The sequence below is a fragment of the Kitasatospora albolonga genome (assembly GCA_002082585.1).
Lineage (GTDB): Bacteria > Actinomycetota > Actinomycetes > Streptomycetales > Streptomycetaceae > Streptomyces > Streptomyces stephensoniae.
Map to the genome: position 1 here is coordinate 2,843,339 of CP020563.1, position 21,769 is coordinate 2,865,107.

Here is a 21,769-nt window from a genome sequence, read left to right on the forward strand (position 1 = left end):
CCCGCGGGCCCCCCGGACGGTGCGGCGGCGCCCCGGGCCGAGCTCGCCGCCGCGCTCCTCGGCGTACCCCGGTCCTCGGAGGATGCGTCGGCACCCCGCGCCGCACCCGTCGACGTACCCCGGTTCGACATGCCCCGGTCCCCCGGTGTGCCGGACGACGGCATCAGTTGCCCTCCGTCATCGGTACGCGTACGCCCTTGTCGGCGGCGACGGACTCCGCGATGTCGTAGCCCGCGTCGACATGGCGGATGACGCCCATGCCGGGGTCGTTCGTCAGGACGCGGCGGATCTTCTCGCCCGCGAGCTTCGTGCCGTCCGCGACGGTGACCTGGCCCGCGTGGATGGAGCGGCCCATGCCGACGCCGCCGCCGTGGTGGAGGGAGACCCAGGAGGCACCGGAGGCGACGTTGACCATGGCGTTGAGGAGCGGCCAGTCGGCGATGGCGTCGGAGCCGTCGAGCATGGCCTCGGTCTCGCGGTACGGGGAGGCGACCGAGCCGCAGTCCAGGTGGTCGCGGCCGATGGCCAGCGGGGCGGCCAGTTCGCCGCTCGCGACCATGTCGTTGAAGCGCTCGCCCGCCTTGTCGCGCTCGCCGTAGCCGAGCCAGCAGATGCGGGCGGGCAGGCCCTGGAAGTGGACGCGCTCCCCGGCCATCGTGATCCAGCGGTGCAGGGACTCGTTCTCCGGGAAGAGGTCCAGGATCGCCTTGTCCGTCTTGTGGATGTCGGACGCCTCGCCGGAGAGGGCGGCCCAGCGGAAGGGGCCCTTGCCCTCGCAGAAAAGGGGGCGGATGTAGGCGGGGACGAAGCCGGGGAAGTCGAAGGCCCGGTCGTACCCGGCGAGCCGGGCCTCGCCGCGGATGGAGTTGCCGTAGTCGAAGACCTCGGCCCCGGCGTCCATGAAGCCGACCATGGCCTCGACGTGGCGGGCCATGGACTCGCGGGCGCGCTGGGTGAAGTCGGCGGGCTTCTCGGCGGCGAGGGTGGCCATGTCGTCGAAGTCGACGCCGAGCGGGAGGTAGGCCAGCGGGTCGTGGGCGCTGGTCTGGTCGGTGACGATGTCGACGGGCGCGCCCTCGGCGAGCATCCGGGGCAGCAGCTCCGCCGCGTTGCCGAGGAGGCCGATGGAGAGGGGGCGGCGGGCGTCGCGGGCCTCGACGGCGAGCTGGAGGGCGTGCTCCAGGCTGTCGGCCCTCACGTCCAGGTAGCGGTGTTCGATGCGGCGGTCGATGGCGCGCGGGTCGACGTCGATACAGATGGCGACGCCGTCGTTCATGGTGACGGCGAGCGGCTGGGCGCCGCCCATGCCGCCGAGCCCGGCGGTCAGGGTGATCGTCCCGGCCAGCGTGCCGCCGAACTTCTTCGCGGCGACGGCGGCGAAGGTCTCGTAGGTGCCCTGGAGGATGCCCTGGGTGCCGATGTAGATCCAGGACCCGGCGGTCATCTGGCCGTACATGGTCAGACCGAGCTGCTCCAGGCGGCGGAACTCCTCCCAGTTGGCCCAGTCGCCGACCAGGTTGGAGTTGGCGATGAGGACGCGCGGCGCCCACTCGTGGGTCTGCATGACGCCGACCGGCCGCCCCGACTGGACGAGCATCGTCTCGTCCTGCTTGAGCGTCTGCAGCGTACGGACCATCGCGTCGAACGAGCGCCAGTCGCGGGCCGCCTTCCCCGTGCCGCCGTAGACGACGAGCTTGTCGGGGTGCTCGGCGACCTCGGGGTCCAGGTTGTTCTGGAGCATGCGCAGGGCGGCTTCCTGCTGCCATCCCAGGGCGCTGAGGGCGCTGCCGCGCGGCGCTCGTACGGGGCGGGGTCCTGACATGGCGGTGCCTCCTCGCGACGATGACTAACTATTCACATCCTGAGGCGCTGAATAGTCGTAGTCAACAGGTGCGGTCCGCGCCGCGTCCGGGAAAGCGTCTCCCGACCCGTCGCAGCCCGCCCCGGAGGCACCGATGAGCACTCCTGACACTCCCGCGACCGACCGGCCGGGGACCCCCGACGGATCACCGCCGCTCAAGCGGGCGCTGGGCCCCAAGCTGCTGATCCTCTTCGTCGTCGGGGACATCCTCGGCACCGGGATCTACGCCACCACCGGGGATGTGGCGGGCAAGGTGGGCGGCGCGCTCTGGCTGCCGTTCGCGATCGGGTTCGCCGTGGCGCTGCTGACGGCGGCCTCGTACGTCGAACTCGTCGGCAAGTACCCCAAGGCGGCCGGGGCCGCGCTCTACACCCAGAAGGCGTTCCAGGTCCCCTTCCTCACCTTCGTCGTCGCCTTCATGGTCATGTGCTCGGGCCTCTCCTCCGCGAGCGCGGCCGCACGGGCCTTCAGCGGCGACTACCTGGGCGAGTTCACCGACGCCGTGCCGCCGACCCTGATCGCGATCCTGTTCATCCTCGCCCTGGCCGCGATCAACCTGCGCGGGGTCTCCGAGTCGGTGAAGGCGAACGTCGTCCTGACCCTGGTGGAGGTCAGCGGCCTCGCGGTGATCCTGGCGATCGGCGCGTACGCCGTACTGAGCGGCGACGGGGAGCCCTCCCGGCTGACCCAGATCGAGACCGGCGGCACCGGATACGCCCTGCTCACCGGCGTACTCGGCGCCACCGCGCTCGGCTTCTTCGCCTTCGTGGGCTTCGAGGACTCGGTCAACATGGCCGAGGAGACCAAGGACCCCGCCCGTAACTTCCCCCGGGCCATCTTCATCGGCGTGGCCGTCACCGGCACGATCTACATCCTGGTGGCGCTGGTCTCCTCGCTGCTGGTCGACTCGCGCACCCTGGCGGACTCCAGCGGCCCGCTGCTGGAAGTGGTGAAAGCGGGCGGCGTCGATTTTCCGCCGAAACTCTTCGCCCTGATCGCCCTCTTCGCGGTCACCAACTCGGCGCTGATCAACCTGATGATGGCCTCGCGGCTCTGCTACGGGATGGCCAACGAACGCATCCTGCCGCCCGCGATGGGCAAGGTCCTGGCGGGCCGGCGCACCCCCTGGGTCGGCATCGTCTTCGTCTCCGTCCTGGCGATCGGCCTGGTCTCCACGGGCGAGATCGAGGGGCTCGGCGACACCACCTCCTTCCTGCTGCTCTGCGTCTTCGGCGTGGTCAACATCGCCGTGCTGGTCCTGCGCAGGGACCGGGTGGAGCACCGCCACTTCCGTACGCCGACGGCCCTGCCGGTCCTCGGCGCGCTCACCTCCCTCCTCCTGGCGAGCCCGCTCGCGGACCGGGGCCCCGACGTGTACGTACGCGCCGGAATCCTGCTGCTGATCGGCATCGGCCTGTGGGCGCTGAACAAGGCGGTGATGACGGCCCGCGAGAAGTCCGGCGCCTCGGCGGGGCGGCGGGACGGGCGGAACTGACGAAACGTCACCCCTGCTTCCCGGCCAGCGTATTTCAGCCGCTCCTTTACACCCTGCGGCGCATGTACCAAAGGAAAATGCCAGAACCTCCACCTGCCGTGAGCACGTTGCGTAGCCTCTGGGTCACAGCCGTACGCCGCGTCGGGAGGGGAATCCGCGTGCCCGGAATCGACGAGTGCCTGCTCGAAGTCATGAGGCTGCCCGGCGCCCGGGGCGCCTCGGTGGTCGACTGGACGAGCGGCCTCGCGCTCGGCACCATCGGCGAGTCCCCGAACGGCGACCACGAGGCGACGGCGGCCGAGACCGCTGAGGTCGCCCGGATGACCGCCGAGCAGCCCGCCTTCGCCCACCTCGCGGCGGGCGGCCCGGCCGAACGCTCCGACGGAGCGCCGAGCACCCCCGTGGAGGACGTCATCGTCACCACACAAGACGGTTACCACATGCTCCGCTTCGTCGAGACGGCTTTTGACAGCAGCGTCTTCCTCCACCTCTGGCTGAGCCGCTCCGAAGGCAACCTCGCGCTGGCCCGGCTACGGCTGGGCGAGCTGGCCGAGCGGCTGGTGCTGGCATGAGCGCGATAGCCGCAGACCCCGGCACCCAGGAGGCGGACCGGCTCCCGGTCCTCTCCCCGATGCTCCAGCGCCTCGCCGACGAACGGGCCACCGGCGCCCTGATGCGCGACCGGGGCACGCTCTACCTCGCCGACGGCCAGGTGGTGCACGCCGAGAGCCCCGCCACCCCCGGCATCGACGTGCTCCTGACCACGGGCGGCACGCTGCGGCACGAGGGCTGGTGGGACGCGGTGGCCCAGGCGGGAGCCGGGCAGCGGGTCGGCCGGTACCTCGTGGACAGCGGCCATGTGCCGGGCGGCGCGCTGGAGTTGTGCCACCTGGGCGCGCTGTACGACGCGGCGTTCTTCGCCCTCGCCCCGACCGGTACGCCCGCCCGCTTCCGTTACGGGGTGTCCCACTGGATCGGCCCGGTGCGGCCGGTCCCGGTGGCCGCCGTCCAGCGCGAGACCCTGCGCAGACGGGAGCTGCTGGACCGGATCTGGCCCGACGCGGCGTGCGACAGCGCCCCCGTGGTCCGGACGGCCGCGCACACCGCGGGCAGCCCCGTACCGGTCCGCCAGCGGCGGGTCCTGGAGCTGGCCGACGGGCTGCGTACGGCCTCCGACATCGCCCAGGCACTGGGCTGTTCGGCGTTCCACATCCTGGTCGACCTGCGGCGGCTCGCCGCGGCCGGCCTGGTGGCGGCGGTCCGCGCGCAGCCGCTGCCCACCGCCGGGACCGCCCCCCGGCTACCTGGCCGGATCACGCTCCCCGAGGTGACGGCCGACCCCGATATCGCCCTGCTGCGCCGGCTCCGAGACGCATTGGAGGCCCTGTGATACGCGCGCTCAGACAGCGTGCCGGGAGGAGACAGCTGATGGTTCCCGAGGCCGAAACGCGTGGTGTCCTCGATGAGCTCCAGCGGTTACGAGCCCGGGTCCCCCTGCTCGCCGGGGCGCTGGCCGCCTCCACCGACGGCCTGGTCCTGGCCCACGACACCCCCGGCATCGAGGCCGAGGGCGTCGCCGCCCTCACCGCCGCCGCGCTCGGCGTCTCGATCCGGATGACGGAGGCCACCGGCCGGGGCGGCTTCCGGGAGCTCCTGGTCCGGGGCGAGAGCGGCTACATCGCCACGTACGCCGCCGGCTCCTCCGCCGTCCTGACCCTGCTGGCCGAGGACCGCATCAACGTCGGCCGACTCCACCTGGAGGGCCGCCGCTCGGGCGCCCGGATCGGCGAACTGGTCGACACCGCCCTGGAACGCGCCGAGCGCACGCCCCCCATGCCCCGTACCGCCCCACCGCGCGGCACTCCCAGCCGCACGCTCCCGCAACGCCCCACGTAACCGCTTCCCCCCACGCGTACGCCCTCAGAACCACCCCACCCCGCCCCCCACACCACTCCACTCCACTCCACTCCCACGGAAACAACCCCGGTCACCGCGACCGACCACGGAAAGGAACCGAGCCTCCATGGCGAACACCGAAGCGTCACTGAAGGAAGCGATGAGCTCGATCGAGGGCGCCACGGGTGTCGCCCTCGTCGACTACACGAGCGGGATGGCCCTGGGCACGCTCGGCGGCGGCAAGGACTTCAACCTGGAGGTCGCCGCCGCGGGCAACACCGACGTGATCCGCGCCAAGCTCCGCACCATGGAGCACCTGGGCCTCAAGGAGGAGATCGAGGACATCCTGATCACGCTGGGCACCCAGTACCACCTGATCCGGCTGCTCAAGACCCGTGGCAGCAACGGCCTCTTCCTCTACCTGGTGCTGGACGCGAGCCGGGCGAACCTGGCGATGGCCCGCCACCAGCTGAAGAAGATCGAGGCGGAGCTGGAGGTCTGAGGCTCAGTACCGAGGACTCCGTAAGGGGGACTCCGCACTGAACTACGTCAGTACGGGAGGACTCCGTGCGGGAGAACTCCGCACCGGAGAACTCCGTGCGGGAGAACTCCGCGTTGGAGGAATCCGTACGGGAGGAGCCCCTACGGGAGGGCTCCCTACCCTCCTCCGGAGGTGCTCAGCGGGAGGTCCGTGCGCCTCCCGCGCCCCTCAACGGCGGCGACGCCGCGCCCCGCCCGGCGCGGCGTCCCCCGCCTCCGGACCCGTCGTCCGGTACGCCCTCACCCGCTTCGCGACCGGGCTGCCGTGCCCGGCCCAGTCGGTGCGCACCCAGTACAGGACGTCCTCGTGACGCTCCCGCTGCCCGATCCGTACGGCCTTGGCCCAGAGACCGGCCCCCGCGCCCGCGAGCACCAGCCCACCGGCGCCCGGCAGCGCGAACGAGGACGCGACGGCCACCACGAACGCCGCCAGCAGCCACCACCGGTGCCCGCGCCGCCACACCCGTACGGTCACGGCCCGGTCCTGGAGGAAGTCGCCGCGCCCCGCCCGGGAGGCACCCCGGGCCAGCTCCCGGTAGCGCCTGCCGCGCGCCAGCAGCACCACGGCCGCGACGACGATGAAGAGCGCCGCCCCGGCCAGGAGCCCGATCCGGCGCCCGGTCAGCCCCGGTACGAACGCCCCCGCCGCGGCGGCCACCAGCCCGGCCCACCACAGCGGCGCGGCCCCGGCCCGTACGATCACGGCCACTCTCGCCAGCGACTGCCCTCCACGCCCCACGCCGTACCCCTCTCGCTCCACACCTGTCCCCGACCGCTGCCTGTGCCGGTCGTTCTGGGCGCGGAGATTAGCGGCCGCAGATGAGGAGCGGGTGAGAATCCACGAAATCGGTGGCCCGTACGGAGAGACCCGGCGCTTCCGCCCTCGCGCACCGGCGGTACGTCACCCCGGGCGAAGGCTGCGCGCACCGACGTTCCCTCACTCCACGAACAGCCCCCGTGCCGCCGCCCGTACGTCGAACTCCTCCAGCCGCGCCTGGGCGTCGGGGAGTCCGTCGCACATCGCCTCCAGCAGCACCCGGCCCAGCAGCATCGGCGCGCAGACCGTGTCGAAGGAGAGCCCGGAGCCGATGGCCGCCGGGAGGAGGAGGTCGCTGTGTTTGGCGACCGGGGCGAAGGCGGAGTCCGCGACCGTGACGACGGTGAGCCCCTGCGCTCCGGCGTACGCCAGCGCCTCCACGCACTCCTTGGGGTGGCGGGGCAGCGCGAAGCACATCAGGGCGGTGGCCCCGGCCCGGCGGGCGGAGTCGATGCGGTCCAAGAGCATGGAGCCGCCCTCGTCGAGCACCCGGACGTCGGGGTGCACCTTGGCGGCGAAGTAGCCGAACCCGCGCGCCTGCGAGGAGGCCGCGCGCAGGCCGAGCACGGGCAGCGGGCGGGACCCGGCGAGCAGGCGGCCCGCCCGTTCCACGGGGGCGGGGTCGGCGAGCAGGTCGCAGAGGTGCTGGAGGTTCTCGATCTCGGCGCGGACGGCCTGCTGGTACTCGTTGTACGTCTCCCCCGTGTCCTCCTGCTCCGCGTCGGCGGGCGCGACCTCGCGCAGATGGCGGCGGAGCGCCGGGTAGCCGTCGAAGCCGAGCGCGACGGCGAAGCGGGTGACGGAGGGCTGGCTGACCCCGGCGAGCTCGGCCAGCTCGACGCTGGAGAGGAACGGCGCGTCGGCCGCCCGGCGGACCATGCAGTGCGCGATGCGCCGCTGGGTGGGCGTGAGCCGGTGCCCCTCGAAGAGCCGCTGCAACCGTGCGGCGGGGCTGCTCCCACTCATGCTGTCCCCTTGCTGAATCCGTCGCGCCACGAATCGGCGCCGACAGATCCATTCAGCCAGGAAGGCTCCTGTATGTCCATATGCAGGCGGAGCGACGGGCGGCTTCCCCCCGGGGAAATACGGGGGACAGCCCCCGTGTTCCGGCCCGGCGGCGCTCGTAACGTAACGGGTATGGAAGCCCGTGACCACGAGCTCAAGAAGGATCTCGCCGCCACTCTCCAGGCACGCGGCGAACTGGGGCCGGAGTACGAGCCCGCGCTCATCGACTCGTTCCTGGAGAAGGTCGAGCAGCGCCTCGACACCACCATGGACCGCCAGGTCCGGCGCCATCTCGCCGAGCAGCAGGTGACGGCGGCCCGCCCGCACCGGCCCGAGCGGTCTCCGGCGGGGACGGGAGCAGGGATGGGGGCGGGGATGGACGCGGTGGCCGGGTTCGGGGAGCGGTTCGGTTTCGGGATCGTCTCGCTGGTCCTGGCCGTCCCGCTCTCCGCCATCGGGGTCGCCAACGCGGGCATCGAGGGGCTGGTGGTGGCCTGGATGGGGATCGTCGGAGTGAACGCGGTCCATGCGGCGCGCAACGGGGGCCTGTTCCGGCAACGGGGACGGGAACGGGAGCGGAAAGGGGGACGGGAGCGGCGCCCGGCTTCGGAGTGGCAGGACTGAGCCGGGGCTGGGCCCGGACTGGGCTGGCCCCGGACTGGGCTGGGCCCGGACTGGGCTGGCCCCGCCCGGGCTGGCCCGGGCGGGGCTGAGCTGGCCCGGGCTGGCCCGGACTGGCCCGGACTGGGCTGGGCGGCCCGGACTGGGGCGGGCCAAGGCTGGGCCCGACTGGGCTGGGGCGGGGCCGGGCCTGGGCCAAAACTGGGCGGGGCCCGGCCAAGGGCGTACGGCGCGAGCGCGAAAGGCCGCGCGGCCGGGCCCGGGAAGGGCCGGCCGCGCGGTGAGGTATGTCGCGGGGGCCGCCGCACCCCCGGTGGCCCGGGGGGCGGGACGACGGCGGTCCCCGCGAAGGACGGGGTCCGGGTCAGGGCCGGGTCCGCGTCCGGGCGACGGTGGAGGTCCGGGAGCCGCTCCGTAGTCCGGTGTCGCCGTTCTGGGTGCCGGCGGGTCTCCCTGCCGACACCCACCAATGTGCCGGAGCCGTGTTAAGCGGGTGCTGCGTGGACGTGACGCGCTCGTACCGGTTTCGCGAAGCCACGACGTTCCGGCGTCCGGTGTTCCGGGGCTCCAGGGCTCCAGGGCTCCAGGGCTCCAGGGCTCCAGGGCTCCAGGGCTCCGGGGCTCCAGGGCTCCAGGGCTCCGGGGCTCCGGGGCTCCGGGGCTCCGGCCCCGAGGGTCCGCGAGGCGGCCGTCAGCCCTTGGCGCCGGCGTCCTTCGCGAGGAACGCGAGCACGTCCTGCCTGCTCACGACGCCCTTCGGCTTGCCCTCGACCAGCACGATCGCCGCGTCCGCCCCGTCCGCACCGCTGAGCACGGCCATCAGGTCCTCGACCGGCTCGCCCGAGCCGACCTGCGGCAGCGGGGCCGACATGTGCTTCTCCAGCGGGTCGGAGAGCGAGGCGCGCTGGGTGAACAGGGCGTCCAGCAGCTGCCGCTCCACGACGGAGCCGATGACCTCGGCGGCCATCACGTCGGGGTGTCCGGCGCCCGGCTTCACGATCGGCATCTGGGAGACGCCGTACTCGCGCAGGACGTCGATCGCCTGGCCGACCGTCTCCTCCGGGTGCATGTGGACGAGGGAGGGCAGCGGGCCCTCCTTGAAGTCCAGCACCGCGCTGACCTGCGGGGAGGAGCTGGTGTCCTCCAGGAAGCCGTAGTCGGCCATCCACTCGTCGTTGAAGATCTTACTCAGGTAGCCGCGGCCGCTGTCGGGCAGCAGCACCACCACGACGTCGTCCGGCCCGAGCCGCTTGGCGACCTCCAGGGCCCCGACGACCGCCATGCCGCAGGAGCCGCCGACGAGCAGGCCCTCCTCCTTGGCGAGGCGGCGCGTCATCTGGAAGGTGTCCTTGTCGGAGACCGGGACGATCTCGTCGGTGACGCTCGCGTCGTAGGCGGAGGGCCAGAAGTCCTCGCCGACGCCCTCGACCAGATACGGCCGCCCGGAGCCGCCGGAGTAGACCGAGCCCTCCGGGTCCGCGCCGATGACCTTGACGGCGCCGTTGCTGATCTCCTTGAGGTAGCGGCCAGTGCCGCTGATCGTGCCGCCGGTGCCGACGCCCGCGACGAAGTGGGTGATCTTCCCCTCCGTCTGCTCCCACAGTTCGGGACCGGTGGTCTCGTAGTGCGAGCGCGGGTTGTTCGGGTTGGAGTACTGGTCCGGCTTCCAGGCCCCGGGCGTCTCGGTGACCAGCCGGTCGGAGACGTTGTAGTACGAGTCCGGGTGCTCGGGGTCGACGGCCGTGGGGCAGACGACGACCTCAGCGCCGTACGCGCGCAGCACGTTGATCTTGTCCGTGGACACCTTGTCCGGGCAGACGAAGATGCACTTGTAGCCCTTCTGCTGGGCGACGATGGCGAGGCCGACGCCCGTGTTGCCGCTGGTCGGCTCGACGATCGTGCCACCGGGCTTGAGCTCACCGCTCTGCTCGGCCGCCTCGATCATGCGCAGGGCGATACGGTCCTTCACCGATCCGCCGGGGTTGAAGTACTCGACCTTGGCCAGGACGGTCGCCTGGATGCCTGCCGTGACGTTGCGCAGCCTCACCAGCGGGGTGTTGCCGACAAGAGTGATCAGCGAATCGTGGAATTGCACCGTGTACTCCGGGATCTCCGAGATGGTCCGGCCCAGGGTATGCGTACGGGCCGGGCGATGCGTACGCAAGGGCTCCCGCCCCGGAGGAGAAGGCCGGATTACGGAGCGTACGGGCCCGGAAACGCGCGGTGCGATTGGGCGGCGCCCCTCGCGGGGCAGGTAGGTAGGTGTACGGCTGTACGGCGAGGAGGAGGTGGACCGGACTGTGTCGAGAGCAAGGGTGGCACGGCGGATCGCGGCGGGCGCGGCTTACGGCGGTGGCAGCATCGGACTGATCGGTGCGGCGGCCGTCGGCGTGTTCCTGGCGGAGGTCCAGCTCGCGAAGAGGCAGGTGGGCGGCGGTACGGCACCGGTTCCGCCGAGCGCGGACGGACGGTACGGGGTGGCGTTCGCCGGTCCGAACGATCCGCTGCGGCTCGGGATGCTCGGGGATTCGACGGCGGCGGGCCAAGGGGTGCGGCGGGCCGGGCAGACCCCGGGCGCGCTGCTCGCCTCGGGGCTCGCGGCGGTGGCCGAGCGGCCGGTGGACCTGCGGAACGTGGCCCTGCCGGGGGCCCGGTCGGACGATCTGGAGCGGCAGGTCTCGCTGCTGCTCGCGGACCCGGCCCGCACCCCGGACGTCTGCGTGATCATGATCGGGGCGAACGACGTCACCCACCGGATGCCCGCCACCCAGTCGGTGCGCTGTCTGACGACGGCGGTGCGCAGGCTGCGGACGGCGGGGGCGGAGGTGGTCGTGGGGACCTGCCCGGACCTGGGCACGATCGAGCCGGTCTACCAGCCGCTGCGCTGGCTGGCCCGGCGGGTGAGCCGTCAGCTGGCGGCGGCGCAGACGATCGGTGCGGTGGAGCAGGGCGGGCGCACGGTGTCGCTGGGCGACCTGCTGGGCCCGGAGTTCGCGGCGAACCCGCGCGAGCTGTTCGGGCCGGACAACTACCACCCCTCCGCCGAGGGGTACGCGACGGCGGCGATGGCGGTGCTGCCCACGCTCTGCGCGGTGCTGGGCCTGTGGCCGGAGTCGGACCGGCTGGACGGCTCGCGCCGTGAGGACATCCTGCCGGTGGCCAAGGCGGCCTCCCAGGCGGCCCGCGAGGCCGGTACGGAGGTCACGGGGGCCCGCGCCCCCTGGGCCCTGCTCAAGCACCGCAGGCGGCGGCGCCTGCCCGCCTCCACGGAGACGGAACCGGCCCCGCACGCCCACCCGGACGCGGCGCACGGTCATATGTAGGCGTACAGCTCCCGGGTCCCCGGCCTCGCGCACAGTCCCCGGGTCCCCGACCCCACCTGGGGCCGGGGACCCGGCTGGCCGACGGCTGAACGGGACCGAGAGCGACCGAGCGGACCCGGCAAGCGCACCGCCCGAGCCCTCCGCCCCAGCACCCTGAGCAAGCGCTTAGAAAAGAGTCCCTCATCACACGGCCTGCCGGGTGACCCGGGCGATACGCCCGGGTAGCTTCCAGGGGAGTTCCCTCGTCCACCCAGCTTTCCAGCCCTCATGGAGCCGCGTGATGCCCGAAGCCGTGATCGTCTCTGCCGCCCGTTCGCCGATCGGCCGCGCCTTCAAGGGGTCCCTCAAGGACCTGCGCGCGGACGACCTGACCGCCACGATCATCCAGACCGCGCTGGCCAAGGTTCCCGAGCTGGACCCGAAGGACATCGACGACCTGATGCTGGGCTGCGGTCTGCCCGGGGGCGAGCAGGGCAACAACCTGGGCCGCATCATCGCCGTACAGATGGGGATGGACCACCTTCCCGGCTGTACGGTCACCCGCTACTGCTCCTCCTCCCTCCAGACCAGCCGGATGGCGCTGCACGCGATCAAGGCGGGCGAGGGCGACGTCTTCATCTCGGCGGGCGTCGAGATGGTGTCCCGCTTCACCAAGGGCAACTCCGACAGCCTCCCGGACACGCACAACCCGTTCTTCGCCGAGGCCGAGGCCCGTACCGCCGCTCGTGCCGAGGAGTCCGGCGCGGGCTGGCACGACCCGCGTGAGGACGGCCTCGTCCCGGACGCGTACATCTCGATGGGGCAGACGGCGGAGAACCTGGCCCGCGCCAAGGGCGTGACCCGCCAGGACATGGACGAGTTCGGCGTACGGTCGCAGAACCTCGCCGAGGAAGCCCTGAAGAACGGCTTCTGGGAGCGGGAGATCACCCCGGTCACCACCCCCGACGGCACGGTCGTCGCCAAGGACGACGGCCCCCGCGCGGGCGTCACCCTGGAGGGCGTGCAGGGCCTGAAGCCGGTCTTCCGCCCCGACGGCCTGGTCACCGCGGGCAACTGCTGCCCGCTCAACGACGGCGCCGCCGCCCTGGTGATCATGTCCGACACCAAGGCGCGGGAGCTGGGCCTGACCCCGCTGGCCCGGATCGTCTCCACCGGTGTCTCCGGCCTCTCCCCCGAGATCATGGGGTACGGCCCGGTCGAGGCCAGCAAGCAGGCGCTGAAGCGGGCGGGCCTGACGATCGGCGACATCGACCTCGCCGAGATCAACGAGGCGTTCGCCGCCCAGGTCATCCCCTCCTACCGGGACCTCGGCCTGCCGCTGGAGAAGGTCAACGTCAACGGCGGCGCGATCGCGGTCGGCCACCCCTTCGGCATGACGGGCGCCCGCATCACGGGCACGCTGATCAACAGCCTCCAGTTCCACGACAAGCAGTTCGGTCTGGAGACGATGTGCGTGGGCGGCGGCCAGGGCATGGCGATGGTGATCGAGCGGCTGAGCTGAGCCGCAGCGGAGGGCAGGGGTCGCGCGAGGTGCGAGTGCGGCACCTGCCCGCAGCGGAGGCGAGGCTCAGCGCCACCACCAGCACGGGCGGTAGGGGTTCCCTCACTGCCCCGGATCTGAATCCGCCCGAGCCCCGACCGTGACCGAATCTCCCCCAGGATGTGATCTGCGTCCCGGGGGAGAGTCGTTTCCGCAGGTCACCGCAGTTATGGGGGTAAACCCAGGACCGAAAGACCTGTCCAATTCGTGACGTAATGCACTGACAGCCGGTATGGGTAGAGGCCAAGCTGATGTAGGAAGTCGGGGGTATCGATTGAAACCGGGAGTTGTCAGTGAGCGCCATGTCATTTGCCCTGTTGCTGACCACCGCCGCTGCCACGGCCGTCGGCGCCGCCGCGCTGCATGCCGCTCACGGGCTGCGCAGGCAGGTCGCTGGCCTGCGCACGGAGCTGGCCGAGAGCCGCGCTCCCGGTGCGTCGGTGCCACCGCAGAGCCGTAGCACCGCCACCCCCGCCGAGGAGATACGCGCGGCCGTGGCCGAGGCGCTGGCCGAGGAGCGGGAGCGGGAGCTGGCCGAGGCGCGCGCCTTCTGGGCCGCCCAGGAGGCCCGTGACGCGGCGGACGCGCCGTCCCTGCTGGGCGGGGCGCCGGGGCTCGGCGACGACGTCCCGTTCTACCTCCCCCGTCAGGCCGACTTCGCCGGTCTGGAGTCGCTGGACCTCGAGGCGGCCGAGGCGATGGAGGAGCTGGCCGAGCTGAGCGAGCGGACGCTGGCGGAGCACGAGGCCGGTGAGTACGCCGGTGAGTTCACCGACCTTCCGGAGCTGCCGGAGATCGCGGAGTTCCCCGAGGACTCCCCCGAGCTGGCCGCGGCCCGCCGCCGCCACCCCTCGCACCCGGACTTCGTCCCCGTACAGACGCCGGTGGTCACCGACCACGAGCGCACCGTGAGCCGGCTGGAGGAGCTGGCCGACCTGGCCACCGAGCTCACCGACGTGCGGCCGGGCCCGCTGGGGACGCTCGATGTGTACGTGTTCGCCGACGGCACCACGCTCTGTATGACCCCCGGCCACCGTGAGACGGCCGAACGGCTCGCGGACGCGCTGCGGGCGGGCCGGCAGCCGGTGCTGCTGGGCGGTTCGGGCGTCTCGGGCGCCTACGCCCTGACCTTCTCCTGCGGCGAGGAGAACGTCTACATCCTCGCGGACCGGGTCATCGCCTCGTTCTGACCGGACACCATGTCCCCGGGCGCGGGCCCGGCTACGCGAAAGCCCGCGCCGACGCCTCCTCGACGTACCGCACGGCCTCGTCCAGCTCTCCGGACGGGGCCGTTACCAGTGCCAGGGCCAGGTCCCGCCCGACGACGGCGAGCTGGTCGCCCACGGCGAACATCCCGGCGTCCGGCAGCACCCGCGGCTCCGTTCCCGGGCTCTCCAGGCGCTGGGCCCGTACGGCGAGTTCACGGGCGGCGGCCAGCGCCTCGGCGGCCGCGCCGCGCTGGAGGCGGCTCTGCGGGGCCGACCGCAGCCGGTCGGCGAATCGGTCCACGGCCAGGATCAGGGGCGTCGTATCGAGCACCCGCCGACCCTACGCGCCCGTGCCGCCGGGCCGCCACGCGCGCACCGCCCCCGGACACGACGGAAGGGCCCCGCAGGCGCGATGCCCGCGGGGCCCTTCCGATGGTGCTCGGGGCGCTCGAGCCCCTCGCTTCAACCAGTCGCCTCAGCCGGTCGTCCGCTTCAGCCGGTCGTCCCGGCCGTCGGCTCAGCCGTCGGCTCAGTCGTCACCCTGGAGGATGGCGACCAGGCGCAGCATCTCGATGTAGATCCACACCAGGGTCACGGTCAGGCCGAAGGCGGCCAGCCATGCCTCCTCGCGCGGGGCGCCGTACGCAATGCCGTCCTCGACCTGCTTGAAGTTGAGGGCGAGGATGCACGCGCCGATCACGATGGCCACGATGCCGAAGATGATGCCGAGCGTGCCGCTGCGGAAGCCGAGGCCGTCACCGCCGCCGAAGACGGCGAACAGCATGTTGACCATCATCAGCAGCATGAAGCCGATGGCGGCGGCCATCACGAAGCCGTAGAAGCGGCGCGTGACGCGGATCAGACCCGTGCGGTAGGCGATCAGCACACCGGCGAAGACCGCCATCGTGCCGAGCACCGCCTGCATCGCGGCGCCGGGGGCCACGTAGACGCTGACGATGTTGCTGACGATGCCGAGGAAGACACCCTCGAAGGCGGCGTACAGCAGGATCAGCGGCGGCGAGGGCCGGCGCTTGAACGAGTTCACCAGCGACAGCACGAAGCCGATGATCGCGGCACCGATGGCGACGCCGTAGGCGGTGCCCAGGTTCGCCTGGTCGACCGGCATGATCCACCACGCGGCGGCGGCGGCCACGACCACCAGGCCGAGCGTCATCGCCGTACGCGTCACCACGTCGTCGATGGTCATCGCGTCGGTGCGCGCGGGCGCCGGGGCGCCGGGCTGGCCCTGCTGTGCGTACGGGTTGGTCGCGTACGGGTTGGTGGCGTACGGGTTAGCGGCGGTGCCCTGCGCGTACGGGTTGGCCCCTGTCGCGGCGGCCCCGGCCTGCGGCGCCGCGTTGAAGCCCGCGTGGCCGTTGTCGCGGCTGAACCCCCGTCGCGAGAAGACCGGGTTGCTGCTCCTCATCTCACTCCTCCATGGCCACACTGCGTGGCCTCGCGACAAGAGTAATGGGTAGGCAAAAGAATCACCCTAGTGCCAGGGGAGGATCTTTATCACCGCCGACCGCACGGGCCTGCGGAGACCGGGTCCCGCCGGGGGTCGGCGGCCCGTCGGGACAAGGCCACCGGGAGGGGCCGTCCGGGTCATCGCCCGCACCGCCTGCGGCCTGTTATGCCCGGTCACCCGCCGTGAGGTGCGTGGTGCCCGGAGCCGGACTCGAACCGGCACGCCCCCGAGGGGCAGCGAGGTTTAAGCTCGCCGTGTCTACGTTCCACCATCCGGGCGTGCCGCGCGGCTCCGCGTTGGCAACTGACCCTATCCGGGGGCGTCCCCCGATCAGCGGAACAGTGGCGCGATGTTGTCCTATTTTATTGACCGCTTGAGGGACCGTCAGCACATTCGCGCGGCCTCACCACGCGCCCGCACCGGATAGCGCCAGGCAGGAAGCCCGACGGGATTGACGGAAACTCGCCGCACCCGTACGGCCCAATCCGCCAGGCGCGCGCCACGCTTCGCCAGGGGGTCCGCCACCCTCGGGGGACAGGGCGCGGGCAGAGCGCCTTGTTCCGGGGCGCCGAGGGGCTGCGCCCCTTACCGAGAGGCCGTCACCGTGGGTGACGGGGTCTGCCGGTGGATGACGTGTCGGGGTCGGTGTCATACCCGAGGAGGACGGTTCCACCCCTGTGATGCGACTCAAGAGGGCCCCGGGAACGGGCATCGGGAGTGACGCATCGTCCCGATCGGGACGTAACGATGGAGTAAGTCCCCGGGCAGCGCCGTCAGCGCCCGCCCCCAGCGCCTCATGTGCTGTCAGCACCCTGTGTGCCGTCCGCACCTCGTGTGCCCGTCCGCATCATCCGAACCAGGAGTGTCCCTGTGACCACCACCCCCACCGTTCACCGCGCCACCGCGGTGGCTGCCCGCGCCACGGAGCTGTCGAAGGTCTACGGCGAGGGTGAGACGCAGGTCGTCGCCCTGGACCGGGTGACCGTGGACTTCCCGCAGGGCGAGTTCACCGCGATCATGGGCCCCTCGGGCTCCGGCAAGTCGACGCTGATGCACTGCGTCGCCGGTCTCGACAGCTTCAGCAGCGGTTCGGTGCGCATCGGCGAGACCGAGCTGTCCACCCTGAAGGACAAGCAGCTCACCCAGTTGCGCCGGGACAAGATCGGCTTCATCTTCCAGGCGTTCAACCTGCTGCCGACGCTCACCGCGCTGGAGAACATCACCCTGCCGATGGACATCGCGGGCCGGAAGCCCGACGCCGCGTGGCTCCAGAAGGTCATCGACATGGTGGGGCTCTCGGAGCGGCTCAAGCACCGGCCCACCGAGCTGTCCGGCGGTCAGCAGCAGCGCGTCGCCGTGGCCCGCGCCCTGGCCGCGCGGCCCGAGATCATCTTCGGTGACGAGCCGACCGGGAACCTGGACTCGCGCTCCGGCGCCGAGGTCCTGGGCTTCCTGCGCAACTCGGTGCGCGAGCTCAACCAGACCGTGGTGATGGTGACCCACGACCCGGTGGCCGCCTCCTACGCGGACCGGGTGATCTTCCTCGCGGACGGCGCGGTCGTCGACCAGATGATGCACCCGACGGCCGACGGCGTCCTCGACCGGATGAAGGCGTTCGACGCGAAGGGCCGCACGAGCTGACACCGGCGGCGGCTCCGTACGGCTTCCGTACAGCTTTCCGTACGGCTTCCGTACGAGCCGACGCGGACGGCCGACGCGGACGGCCCCGGGCCACCGCGCCCGAGCCACCGTGCCCAGGCCACCGCGCCCGAGGCCATCGCGCCCGAGCCGCCCCGGCCTGCGTGCTCCGGCCACCGCGCCCGAGCCGCCCCGGGCCTGCGCGCCCCGCGCCCCGGCCGTACCGCCACCGCGCCCGGCCGCCGTACCCGCGCGTCCCCGACCGACCCCCTTCCGGAACCCATCCCAGGACACACAGACATGTTCCGTACCGCCCTGCGCAATGTGCTCGCGCACAAGGCCAGGCTGCTGATGACCGTGCTCGCCGTCATGCTCGGCGTAGCGTTCGTCTCCGGCACCCTGGTCTTCACCGACACCCTCGGCAACGCCTTCCGCAACCAGTCCGCCAAGAGCTACGACAACGTGGCCGTCGCCGTCTCCACCCACGCGGGCGGCCGCGACGAGAAGACCCCCGGCCTCGACGAGGCCACCCTGGACAAGATCCGCGGCCTGGACGGCGTCGACTCCGTCACCGGCCGGGTCAACGGCTTCGCCGGGGTCGCCGACCCGGACGGCAAGCTGATCGGCAACGGCTGGTCCAACACCGGGGGCAACTTCGCCCCGGGCAAGGACGGCAAGGACTCCGCGTACGACTTCACCGACGGCACCGGCCCGGTGAAGAGCGGTCAGGTCGCGCTCGACAAGGACACCGCCGCCAAGGGCAAGTACCGCGTCGGCGACCCGGTGCGGGTCGCCACCAACGGCCCGGTGAAGGAGTACACCCTCTCCGGTGTCTTCACCACCGAGGACGGCGCGGTCAACGCGGGCGGCAGCCTGGTCCTGTTCGAGACCGCCACCGCCCAGAAGCTCTACCTGAAGCCCGGTGTCTTCCAGGACGCCACCGTGTCCGCCGCCGGTGCCTCCGACCAGAAGCTGCTGGACGCGATCACCCCGCTGCTGCCGGAGGAGGCCACCGCGCAGACCGGCCAGGCCCTCGCGGACGAGCAGGCCGAGAGCATCGAGTCCGGGCTGACCAGCCTCAACACCATGCTGCTGGCCTTCGCGGGCATCGCCCTGTTCGTCGGTATCTTCCTCATCGCCAACACGTTCACCATGCTGGTCGCCCAGCGCACCCGTGAGCTGGCCCTGATGCGGGCCATCGGCGCCACCCGCCGCCAGGTCAAGCGCTCCGTGCTGATCGAGGCCGCCGTCGTCGGCACGCTCGCCTCCGTCATCGGCTTCGCCCTCGGTCTGGGCCTCGCCTCCGGGCTGCGCTCCGCGATGGGGCTCCTCGGCGGCAAGATCCCGGCCGGTCCGCTGGTCATCTCGACCACCGCGGTCCTCTCCGCCTTCGCCGTCGGCATCCTGATCACCGTCCTGGCCGCCTGGCTGCCCGCCCGCCGGGCCGCGAAGATCGCCCCGGTCGCGGCGATGAGCAGCGTGCACGCGGTCGCCACCACCAAGTCCCTGGTCGTACGGAACTCGATCGGCGGCGTCATCGCCCTGCTCGGCACGGCGGGGATCGTCGGCGGCGCGGCAGCCGGCGGGGTGTCCGGCAGGCAGCTGGTCGCGGCCGGCGCGTTCTTCGCCCTGATCGGCATCATCATCCTGATCCCGCTGCTCTCCCGCCCGGTCATCGCCCTGGTGCGGCCGTCGCTGTCGAAGCTGTTCGGCGTCTCCGGGAAGCTGGCCTCGCAGAACGCGGTCCGCAACCCGCGGCGTACCGGAGCGACCGCCTCCGCCCTGGCGATCGGGCTGACCCTGGTCACCGGCATCTCGGTGCTCGGCGTCACCCTGGGCCAGGCCATCGACAAGATGACCACGGACAACATCAAGGCCGACTACATGGTCACGATGGCCAGTGGCGGCCCGCTCGACGAGTCGGCGCTCACCGCCCTGTCGAAGGCGGACGGGGTCTCCGCCCTCTCCCCGCAGCAGTCGGCGTACTTCGAGATCGACGGGGAGTTCCACTCGGCTTCCGGCGTCACCCCGGGCGATGTGGAGAAGGTCTTCTCCCTGAAGACGGTCTCCGGTTCGATCGGCTCGCTGAACGAGGGCCAGGTGGCCGTCGGCGCCAAGACCGCGAAGTCCAACGGCTGGAAGACCGGCGACACCCTGCCGGTGAAGTTCGACGACGAGAAGAAGGGCAAGCTGACGATCGGCGCCCTCTACGAGGAGAACGAGTTCCTCTCGCCCTTCGTCATCCCGAAGGCCCTCGCCGACGAGCACCGGACCTCCGCCCACGCCGACATCCGCGAGATCTGGATCAAGACGGACGGCGGCGCGAGCAAGGCCAACGAGCAGGCCATCGTGGACGCGCTCGGCGACAACCCGGCGATGAGCGTCATGGACCGGCAGGACATCCGTGACATGTTCGGCGGCTTCGTCAACACCGCGCTGAACATCATGTACGGGCTGCTCGCCATGGCCCTGCTGATCGCCGTCCTCGGGGTCGTCAACACCCTCGCGATGTCGGTGTTCGAGCGGCAGCAGGAGATCGGCATGCTGCGTGCGATCGGTCTCGACCGGGGCCGCGTCAAGCGGATGATCCGTCTGGAGGCCGTCGTCATCTCGGTCTTCGGCGCGGTGATCGGGGTCGGCCTCGGGGTCTTCCTCGGCTGGGCGATCGGCTCCACCCTGGCCGACGACATCCCCGGCTACGCCCTGGTGATCCCGTGGGACCGCCTCGCGGTCTTCCTGGCCCTGGCCGGCCTGGTGGGCGTCCTCGCCTCGCTGTGGCCCGCCCGCAGCGCCGCGAAGCTCAACATGCTGACGGCGATCAAGACCGAGTAGCCGGGGTCCCGGGGACCGGGACACGGGGGCGAGGGGACGACGAGGGGCCGGTGCACCGCTGGGAAGCGGTGCACCGGCCCCTCGCCCGTACGTACTCCAGAAGTACGTGTACGCGTACGGGTCAGTCCCCCGCCCTCTCCGTCCAGGCGCGGGTGCGCAGCGGCAGCCGGGAGGCGCCGCTCTCCAGCGGGCGCACCGCGAGGATCTGGTTGACGCCGATCCTGTTGTACTCGAAGGAGAGCGCGGAGGCGGCCATGTACAGCCGCCAGACCCTGGCCCGGCCCGGCGAGGTGGCCCGTACCGCCTGCTCCCAGTGGCGCTCCAGGTTGGCCACCCAGTGGCGCAGGGTCAGCGCGTAGTGCTCGCGCAGCGCCTGGACGTCACGGGCCTCGAAACCGGCCTCCTCCAGGGTGGCCAGGGTGCGGCCGAGGGGGGCGAGTTCGCCGTCGGGGAAGACGTAGGAGTCGATGAACGCGTCGATGCGGTAGGCGTCCTCGTCGCGCTCCGGGCGGCGGGCGATCTGGTGGTTCAGCAGCCGACCGCCGGGCTTGAGGAGGGCGTACAGGGCGTCGGCGTACTCGCGGTAGCGGACCGAGCCGACGTGTTCGGCCATCCCGATGGAGGAGATCGCGTCGTACGGTCCGTCGGCGACGTCCCGGTAGTCCTGGACCCGGATCTCGATCCGGTCGGTGAGCCCCTCCTCGGCGATGCGCTTGCGGGCGTGGGCGGCCTGCTCGTGGGAGAGGGTGATGCCGGTGACCCGCGCCCCGTACGCGCGGGCGGCGTGGATGGCCATCGAGCCCCAGCCGCAGCCGACGTCCAGGAGGCGGTCGCCCTCCTTCAGCGCGAGCTTGCGGCAGACCAGGTCGAGCTTGTCGCGCTGGGCGTCCTCCAGCGTGCCGCCGTCCTCCCAGTAGGCGCAGGAGTAGACCATCGACGGGCCGAGGACCAGGGCGTAGAAGTCGTTGCCGACGTCGTAGTGGTGGCTGATGGCCTCCTTGTCGCGCCGTCTGGTGTGCAGCGGGCCGGTGCGGCGGCGGACCTCCTCGGCGGGCGGGGCGGGCGGCGGCCAGGGGCCGGCCAGCCGGAGGAGGCCGCGGGCGACGGAGCGGACGGCGGGATCGCGGACCGGGTGGACGGCGTCCTTGGCCTCGGCGCCCCGGTCCCACAGGAGCCCGGCGATCCGGTCGAGGGCCTCGTACAGATCGCCCTCGATGTCGATCTCCCCGGCCACCCAGGCGCGGGCCAGGCCCAGTTCGCCCGGCTTCCACAGGAGTCTGCGCAGGGCGCGGCGGTGGCGGATCACGAGGACGGGGGCGCCGGGCGGGCCCGATTCGCTGCCGTCCCAGGCCCGGATGCGGACCGGCAGGGGTTCCGAGAGCAGCTCCTCGGCGAGAGCGGTCAGCCGCGATGCGGCGCGTGCCATGGCGCACACCTCCGTGGTGGTGTTTCCCGACGAACACAACGAGCTCACTGCGTACGGACGTACTCATGGTTCCGCCGTCAGGTGCCCCGGTGCCGGTAC

Annotated in this window: 18 protein-coding genes and 1 tRNA gene; 11 read left to right on the plus strand and 8 right to left on the minus strand. The window is 72.0% G+C overall.

All coding sequences use genetic code 11. The features are described from left to right. Positions 1–163 precede the first annotated feature (163 nt). Positions 164–1,822: a urocanate hydratase gene (locus B7C62_12225; protein ID ARF72946.1), complete on the minus strand. Its 1,659-nt coding sequence runs from the start codon at positions 1,820–1,822 to the stop codon at positions 164–166. A gap of 133 nt (positions 1,823–1,955) precedes the next feature. On the opposite strand from B7C62_12225, the gene B7C62_12230 reads away from it, so the two are divergent. The 5 genes from B7C62_12230 to B7C62_12250 all read left to right on the plus strand — a co-directional run bounded on the left by B7C62_12230 (position 1,956) and on the right by B7C62_12250 (position 5,754). Next, a complete protein-coding gene (locus tag B7C62_12230; protein ID ARF72947.1) occupies positions 1,956–3,356 on the plus strand; it encodes an amino acid permease in 1,401 nt (466 codons plus the stop codon). A 158-nt stretch (positions 3,357–3,514) separates the two neighbouring features. Then, positions 3,515–3,928, plus strand: coding sequence for a hypothetical protein (locus tag B7C62_12235; protein ID ARF72948.1), 414 nt, complete (start codon positions 3,515–3,517; stop codon positions 3,926–3,928). Beyond that, positions 3,925–4,746 (plus strand): hypothetical protein, encoded by an 822-nt coding sequence (locus B7C62_12240; protein ARF72949.1) that lies wholly within the window; start codon positions 3,925–3,927, stop codon positions 4,744–4,746. Before B7C62_12235 ends, B7C62_12240 begins: the two co-directional genes overlap by 4 nt. A gap of 38 nt (positions 4,747–4,784) precedes the next feature. Then, positions 4,785–5,252, plus strand: coding sequence for a hypothetical protein (locus B7C62_12245; protein ARF72950.1), 468 nt, complete (start codon positions 4,785–4,787; stop codon positions 5,250–5,252). Positions 5,253–5,379: 127 nt separating this feature from the next. Next, the gene (locus B7C62_12250; protein ID ARF72951.1) at positions 5,380–5,754 is read left to right on the plus strand and encodes a hypothetical protein; all 375 of its coding nucleotides are present in this window, start codon (positions 5,380–5,382) and stop codon (positions 5,752–5,754) included. Positions 5,755–5,961: 207 nt separating this feature from the next. Here B7C62_12250 and B7C62_12255 read toward each other — a convergent pair whose 3' ends face one another. Together B7C62_12255 and B7C62_12260 are read right to left on the minus strand one after the other, a co-directional pair. Next, a complete protein-coding gene (locus B7C62_12255) occupies positions 5,962–6,501 on the minus strand; it encodes a hypothetical protein (protein ARF72952.1) in 540 nt (179 codons plus the stop codon). 228 nt (positions 6,502–6,729) lie between these two features. Then, positions 6,730–7,575 carry a MurR/RpiR family transcriptional regulator gene (locus B7C62_12260; protein ARF72953.1) on the minus strand — a complete coding sequence of 282 codons (846 nt, stop codon included), beginning with the start codon at positions 7,573–7,575 and terminating at the stop codon, positions 6,730–6,732. A 171-nt stretch (positions 7,576–7,746) separates the two neighbouring features. On the opposite strand from B7C62_12260, the gene B7C62_12265 reads away from it, so the two are divergent. Next, positions 7,747–8,238 carry a hypothetical protein gene (locus B7C62_12265; protein ID ARF72954.1) on the plus strand — a complete coding sequence of 164 codons (492 nt, stop codon included), beginning with the start codon at positions 7,747–7,749 and terminating at the stop codon, positions 8,236–8,238. Positions 8,239–8,926: 688 nt separating this feature from the next. Here B7C62_12265 and B7C62_12270 read toward each other — a convergent pair. Next, complete coding sequence (locus B7C62_12270; protein ARF77123.1) at positions 8,927–10,330, minus strand: cystathionine beta-synthase; 1,404 nt, start codon at positions 10,328–10,330, stop codon at positions 8,927–8,929. A gap of 220 nt (positions 10,331–10,550) precedes the next feature. On the opposite strand from B7C62_12270, the gene B7C62_12275 reads away from it, so the two are divergent. From B7C62_12275 to B7C62_12285, 3 genes are all read left to right on the plus strand, one after another. After that, the gene (locus tag B7C62_12275; GenBank protein ARF72955.1) at positions 10,551–11,558 is read left to right on the plus strand and encodes a GDSL family lipase; all 1,008 of its coding nucleotides are present in this window, start codon (positions 10,551–10,553) and stop codon (positions 11,556–11,558) included. A 280-nt stretch (positions 11,559–11,838) separates the two neighbouring features. Continuing rightward, positions 11,839–13,059 carry an acetyl-CoA acetyltransferase gene (locus B7C62_12280; GenBank protein ID ARF72956.1) on the plus strand — a complete coding sequence of 407 codons (1,221 nt, stop codon included), beginning with the start codon at positions 11,839–11,841 and terminating at the stop codon, positions 13,057–13,059. Between the two features lie 356 nt (positions 13,060–13,415). Then, positions 13,416–14,288, plus strand: a complete 873-nt coding sequence (locus B7C62_12285) for a hypothetical protein (GenBank protein ARF72957.1) — start codon at positions 13,416–13,418, stop codon at positions 14,286–14,288. 31 nt (positions 14,289–14,319) lie between these two features. Here the strand turns inward: B7C62_12285 and B7C62_12290 are convergent, their stop codons facing one another. The 3 genes from B7C62_12290 to B7C62_12300 all read right to left on the minus strand — a co-directional run bounded on the left by B7C62_12290 (position 14,320) and on the right by B7C62_12300 (position 16,052). After that, entirely contained in the window at positions 14,320–14,637 is a 318-nt protein-coding gene (locus B7C62_12290) for a hypothetical protein (GenBank protein ID ARF72958.1), read from the minus strand. A 198-nt stretch (positions 14,638–14,835) separates the two neighbouring features. Continuing rightward, on the minus strand, positions 14,836–15,732 hold the full coding sequence (locus tag B7C62_12295; GenBank protein ID ARF72959.1) for a hypothetical protein: 897 nt from the start codon (positions 15,730–15,732) through the stop codon (positions 14,836–14,838). 234 nt (positions 15,733–15,966) lie between these two features. After that, positions 15,967–16,052, minus strand: a tRNA-Leu gene (locus tag B7C62_12300). Positions 16,053–16,644: 592 nt separating this feature from the next. On the opposite strand from B7C62_12300, the gene B7C62_12305 reads away from it, so the two are divergent. Together B7C62_12305 and B7C62_12310 are read left to right on the plus strand one after the other, a co-directional pair. Continuing rightward, the gene (locus B7C62_12305; GenBank protein ID ARF72960.1) at positions 16,645–17,415 is read left to right on the plus strand and encodes an ABC transporter; all 771 of its coding nucleotides are present in this window, start codon (positions 16,645–16,647) and stop codon (positions 17,413–17,415) included. A gap of 297 nt (positions 17,416–17,712) precedes the next feature. Next, positions 17,713–20,244, plus strand: coding sequence for an ABC transporter (locus tag B7C62_12310; GenBank protein ID ARF72961.1), 2,532 nt, complete (start codon positions 17,713–17,715; stop codon positions 20,242–20,244). Between the two features lie 121 nt (positions 20,245–20,365). Here B7C62_12310 and B7C62_12315 read toward each other — a convergent pair whose 3' ends face one another. After that, positions 20,366–21,670 carry an SAM-dependent methyltransferase gene (locus B7C62_12315; protein ID ARF72962.1) on the minus strand — a complete coding sequence of 435 codons (1,305 nt, stop codon included), beginning with the start codon at positions 21,668–21,670 and terminating at the stop codon, positions 20,366–20,368. Positions 21,671–21,769 lie beyond the last annotated feature (99 nt).

Excerpts from the sequence above, each read along its gene's own strand:
- B7C62_12225 (ARF72946.1), bottom strand. The coding sequence starts at position 1,822 with ATGTCAGGACCCCGCCCCGTACGAGCGCCGCGCGGCAGCGCCCTCAGC.
- B7C62_12280 (ARF72956.1), top strand. The coding sequence starts at position 11,839 with ATGCCCGAAGCCGTGATCGTCTCTGCCGCCCGTTCGCCGATCGGCCGC.
- B7C62_12295 (ARF72959.1), bottom strand. The coding sequence starts at position 15,732 with ATGAGGAGCAGCAACCCGGTCTTCTCGCGACGGGGGTTCAGCCGCGAC.
- B7C62_12265 (ARF72954.1), top strand. The coding sequence starts at position 7,747 with ATGGAAGCCCGTGACCACGAGCTCAAGAAGGATCTCGCCGCCACTCTC.
- B7C62_12310 (ARF72961.1), top strand. The coding sequence starts at position 17,713 with ATGTTCCGTACCGCCCTGCGCAATGTGCTCGCGCACAAGGCCAGGCTG.
- B7C62_12245 (ARF72950.1), top strand. The coding sequence starts at position 4,785 with ATGGTTCCCGAGGCCGAAACGCGTGGTGTCCTCGATGAGCTCCAGCGG.
- B7C62_12240 (ARF72949.1), top strand. The coding sequence starts at position 3,925 with ATGAGCGCGATAGCCGCAGACCCCGGCACCCAGGAGGCGGACCGGCTC.
- B7C62_12230 (ARF72947.1), top strand. The coding sequence starts at position 1,956 with ATGAGCACTCCTGACACTCCCGCGACCGACCGGCCGGGGACCCCCGAC.
- B7C62_12250 (ARF72951.1), top strand. The coding sequence starts at position 5,380 with ATGGCGAACACCGAAGCGTCACTGAAGGAAGCGATGAGCTCGATCGAG.
- B7C62_12260 (ARF72953.1), bottom strand. The coding sequence starts at position 7,575 with ATGAGTGGGAGCAGCCCCGCCGCACGGTTGCAGCGGCTCTTCGAGGGG.
- B7C62_12315 (ARF72962.1), bottom strand. The coding sequence starts at position 21,670 with ATGGCACGCGCCGCATCGCGGCTGACCGCTCTCGCCGAGGAGCTGCTC.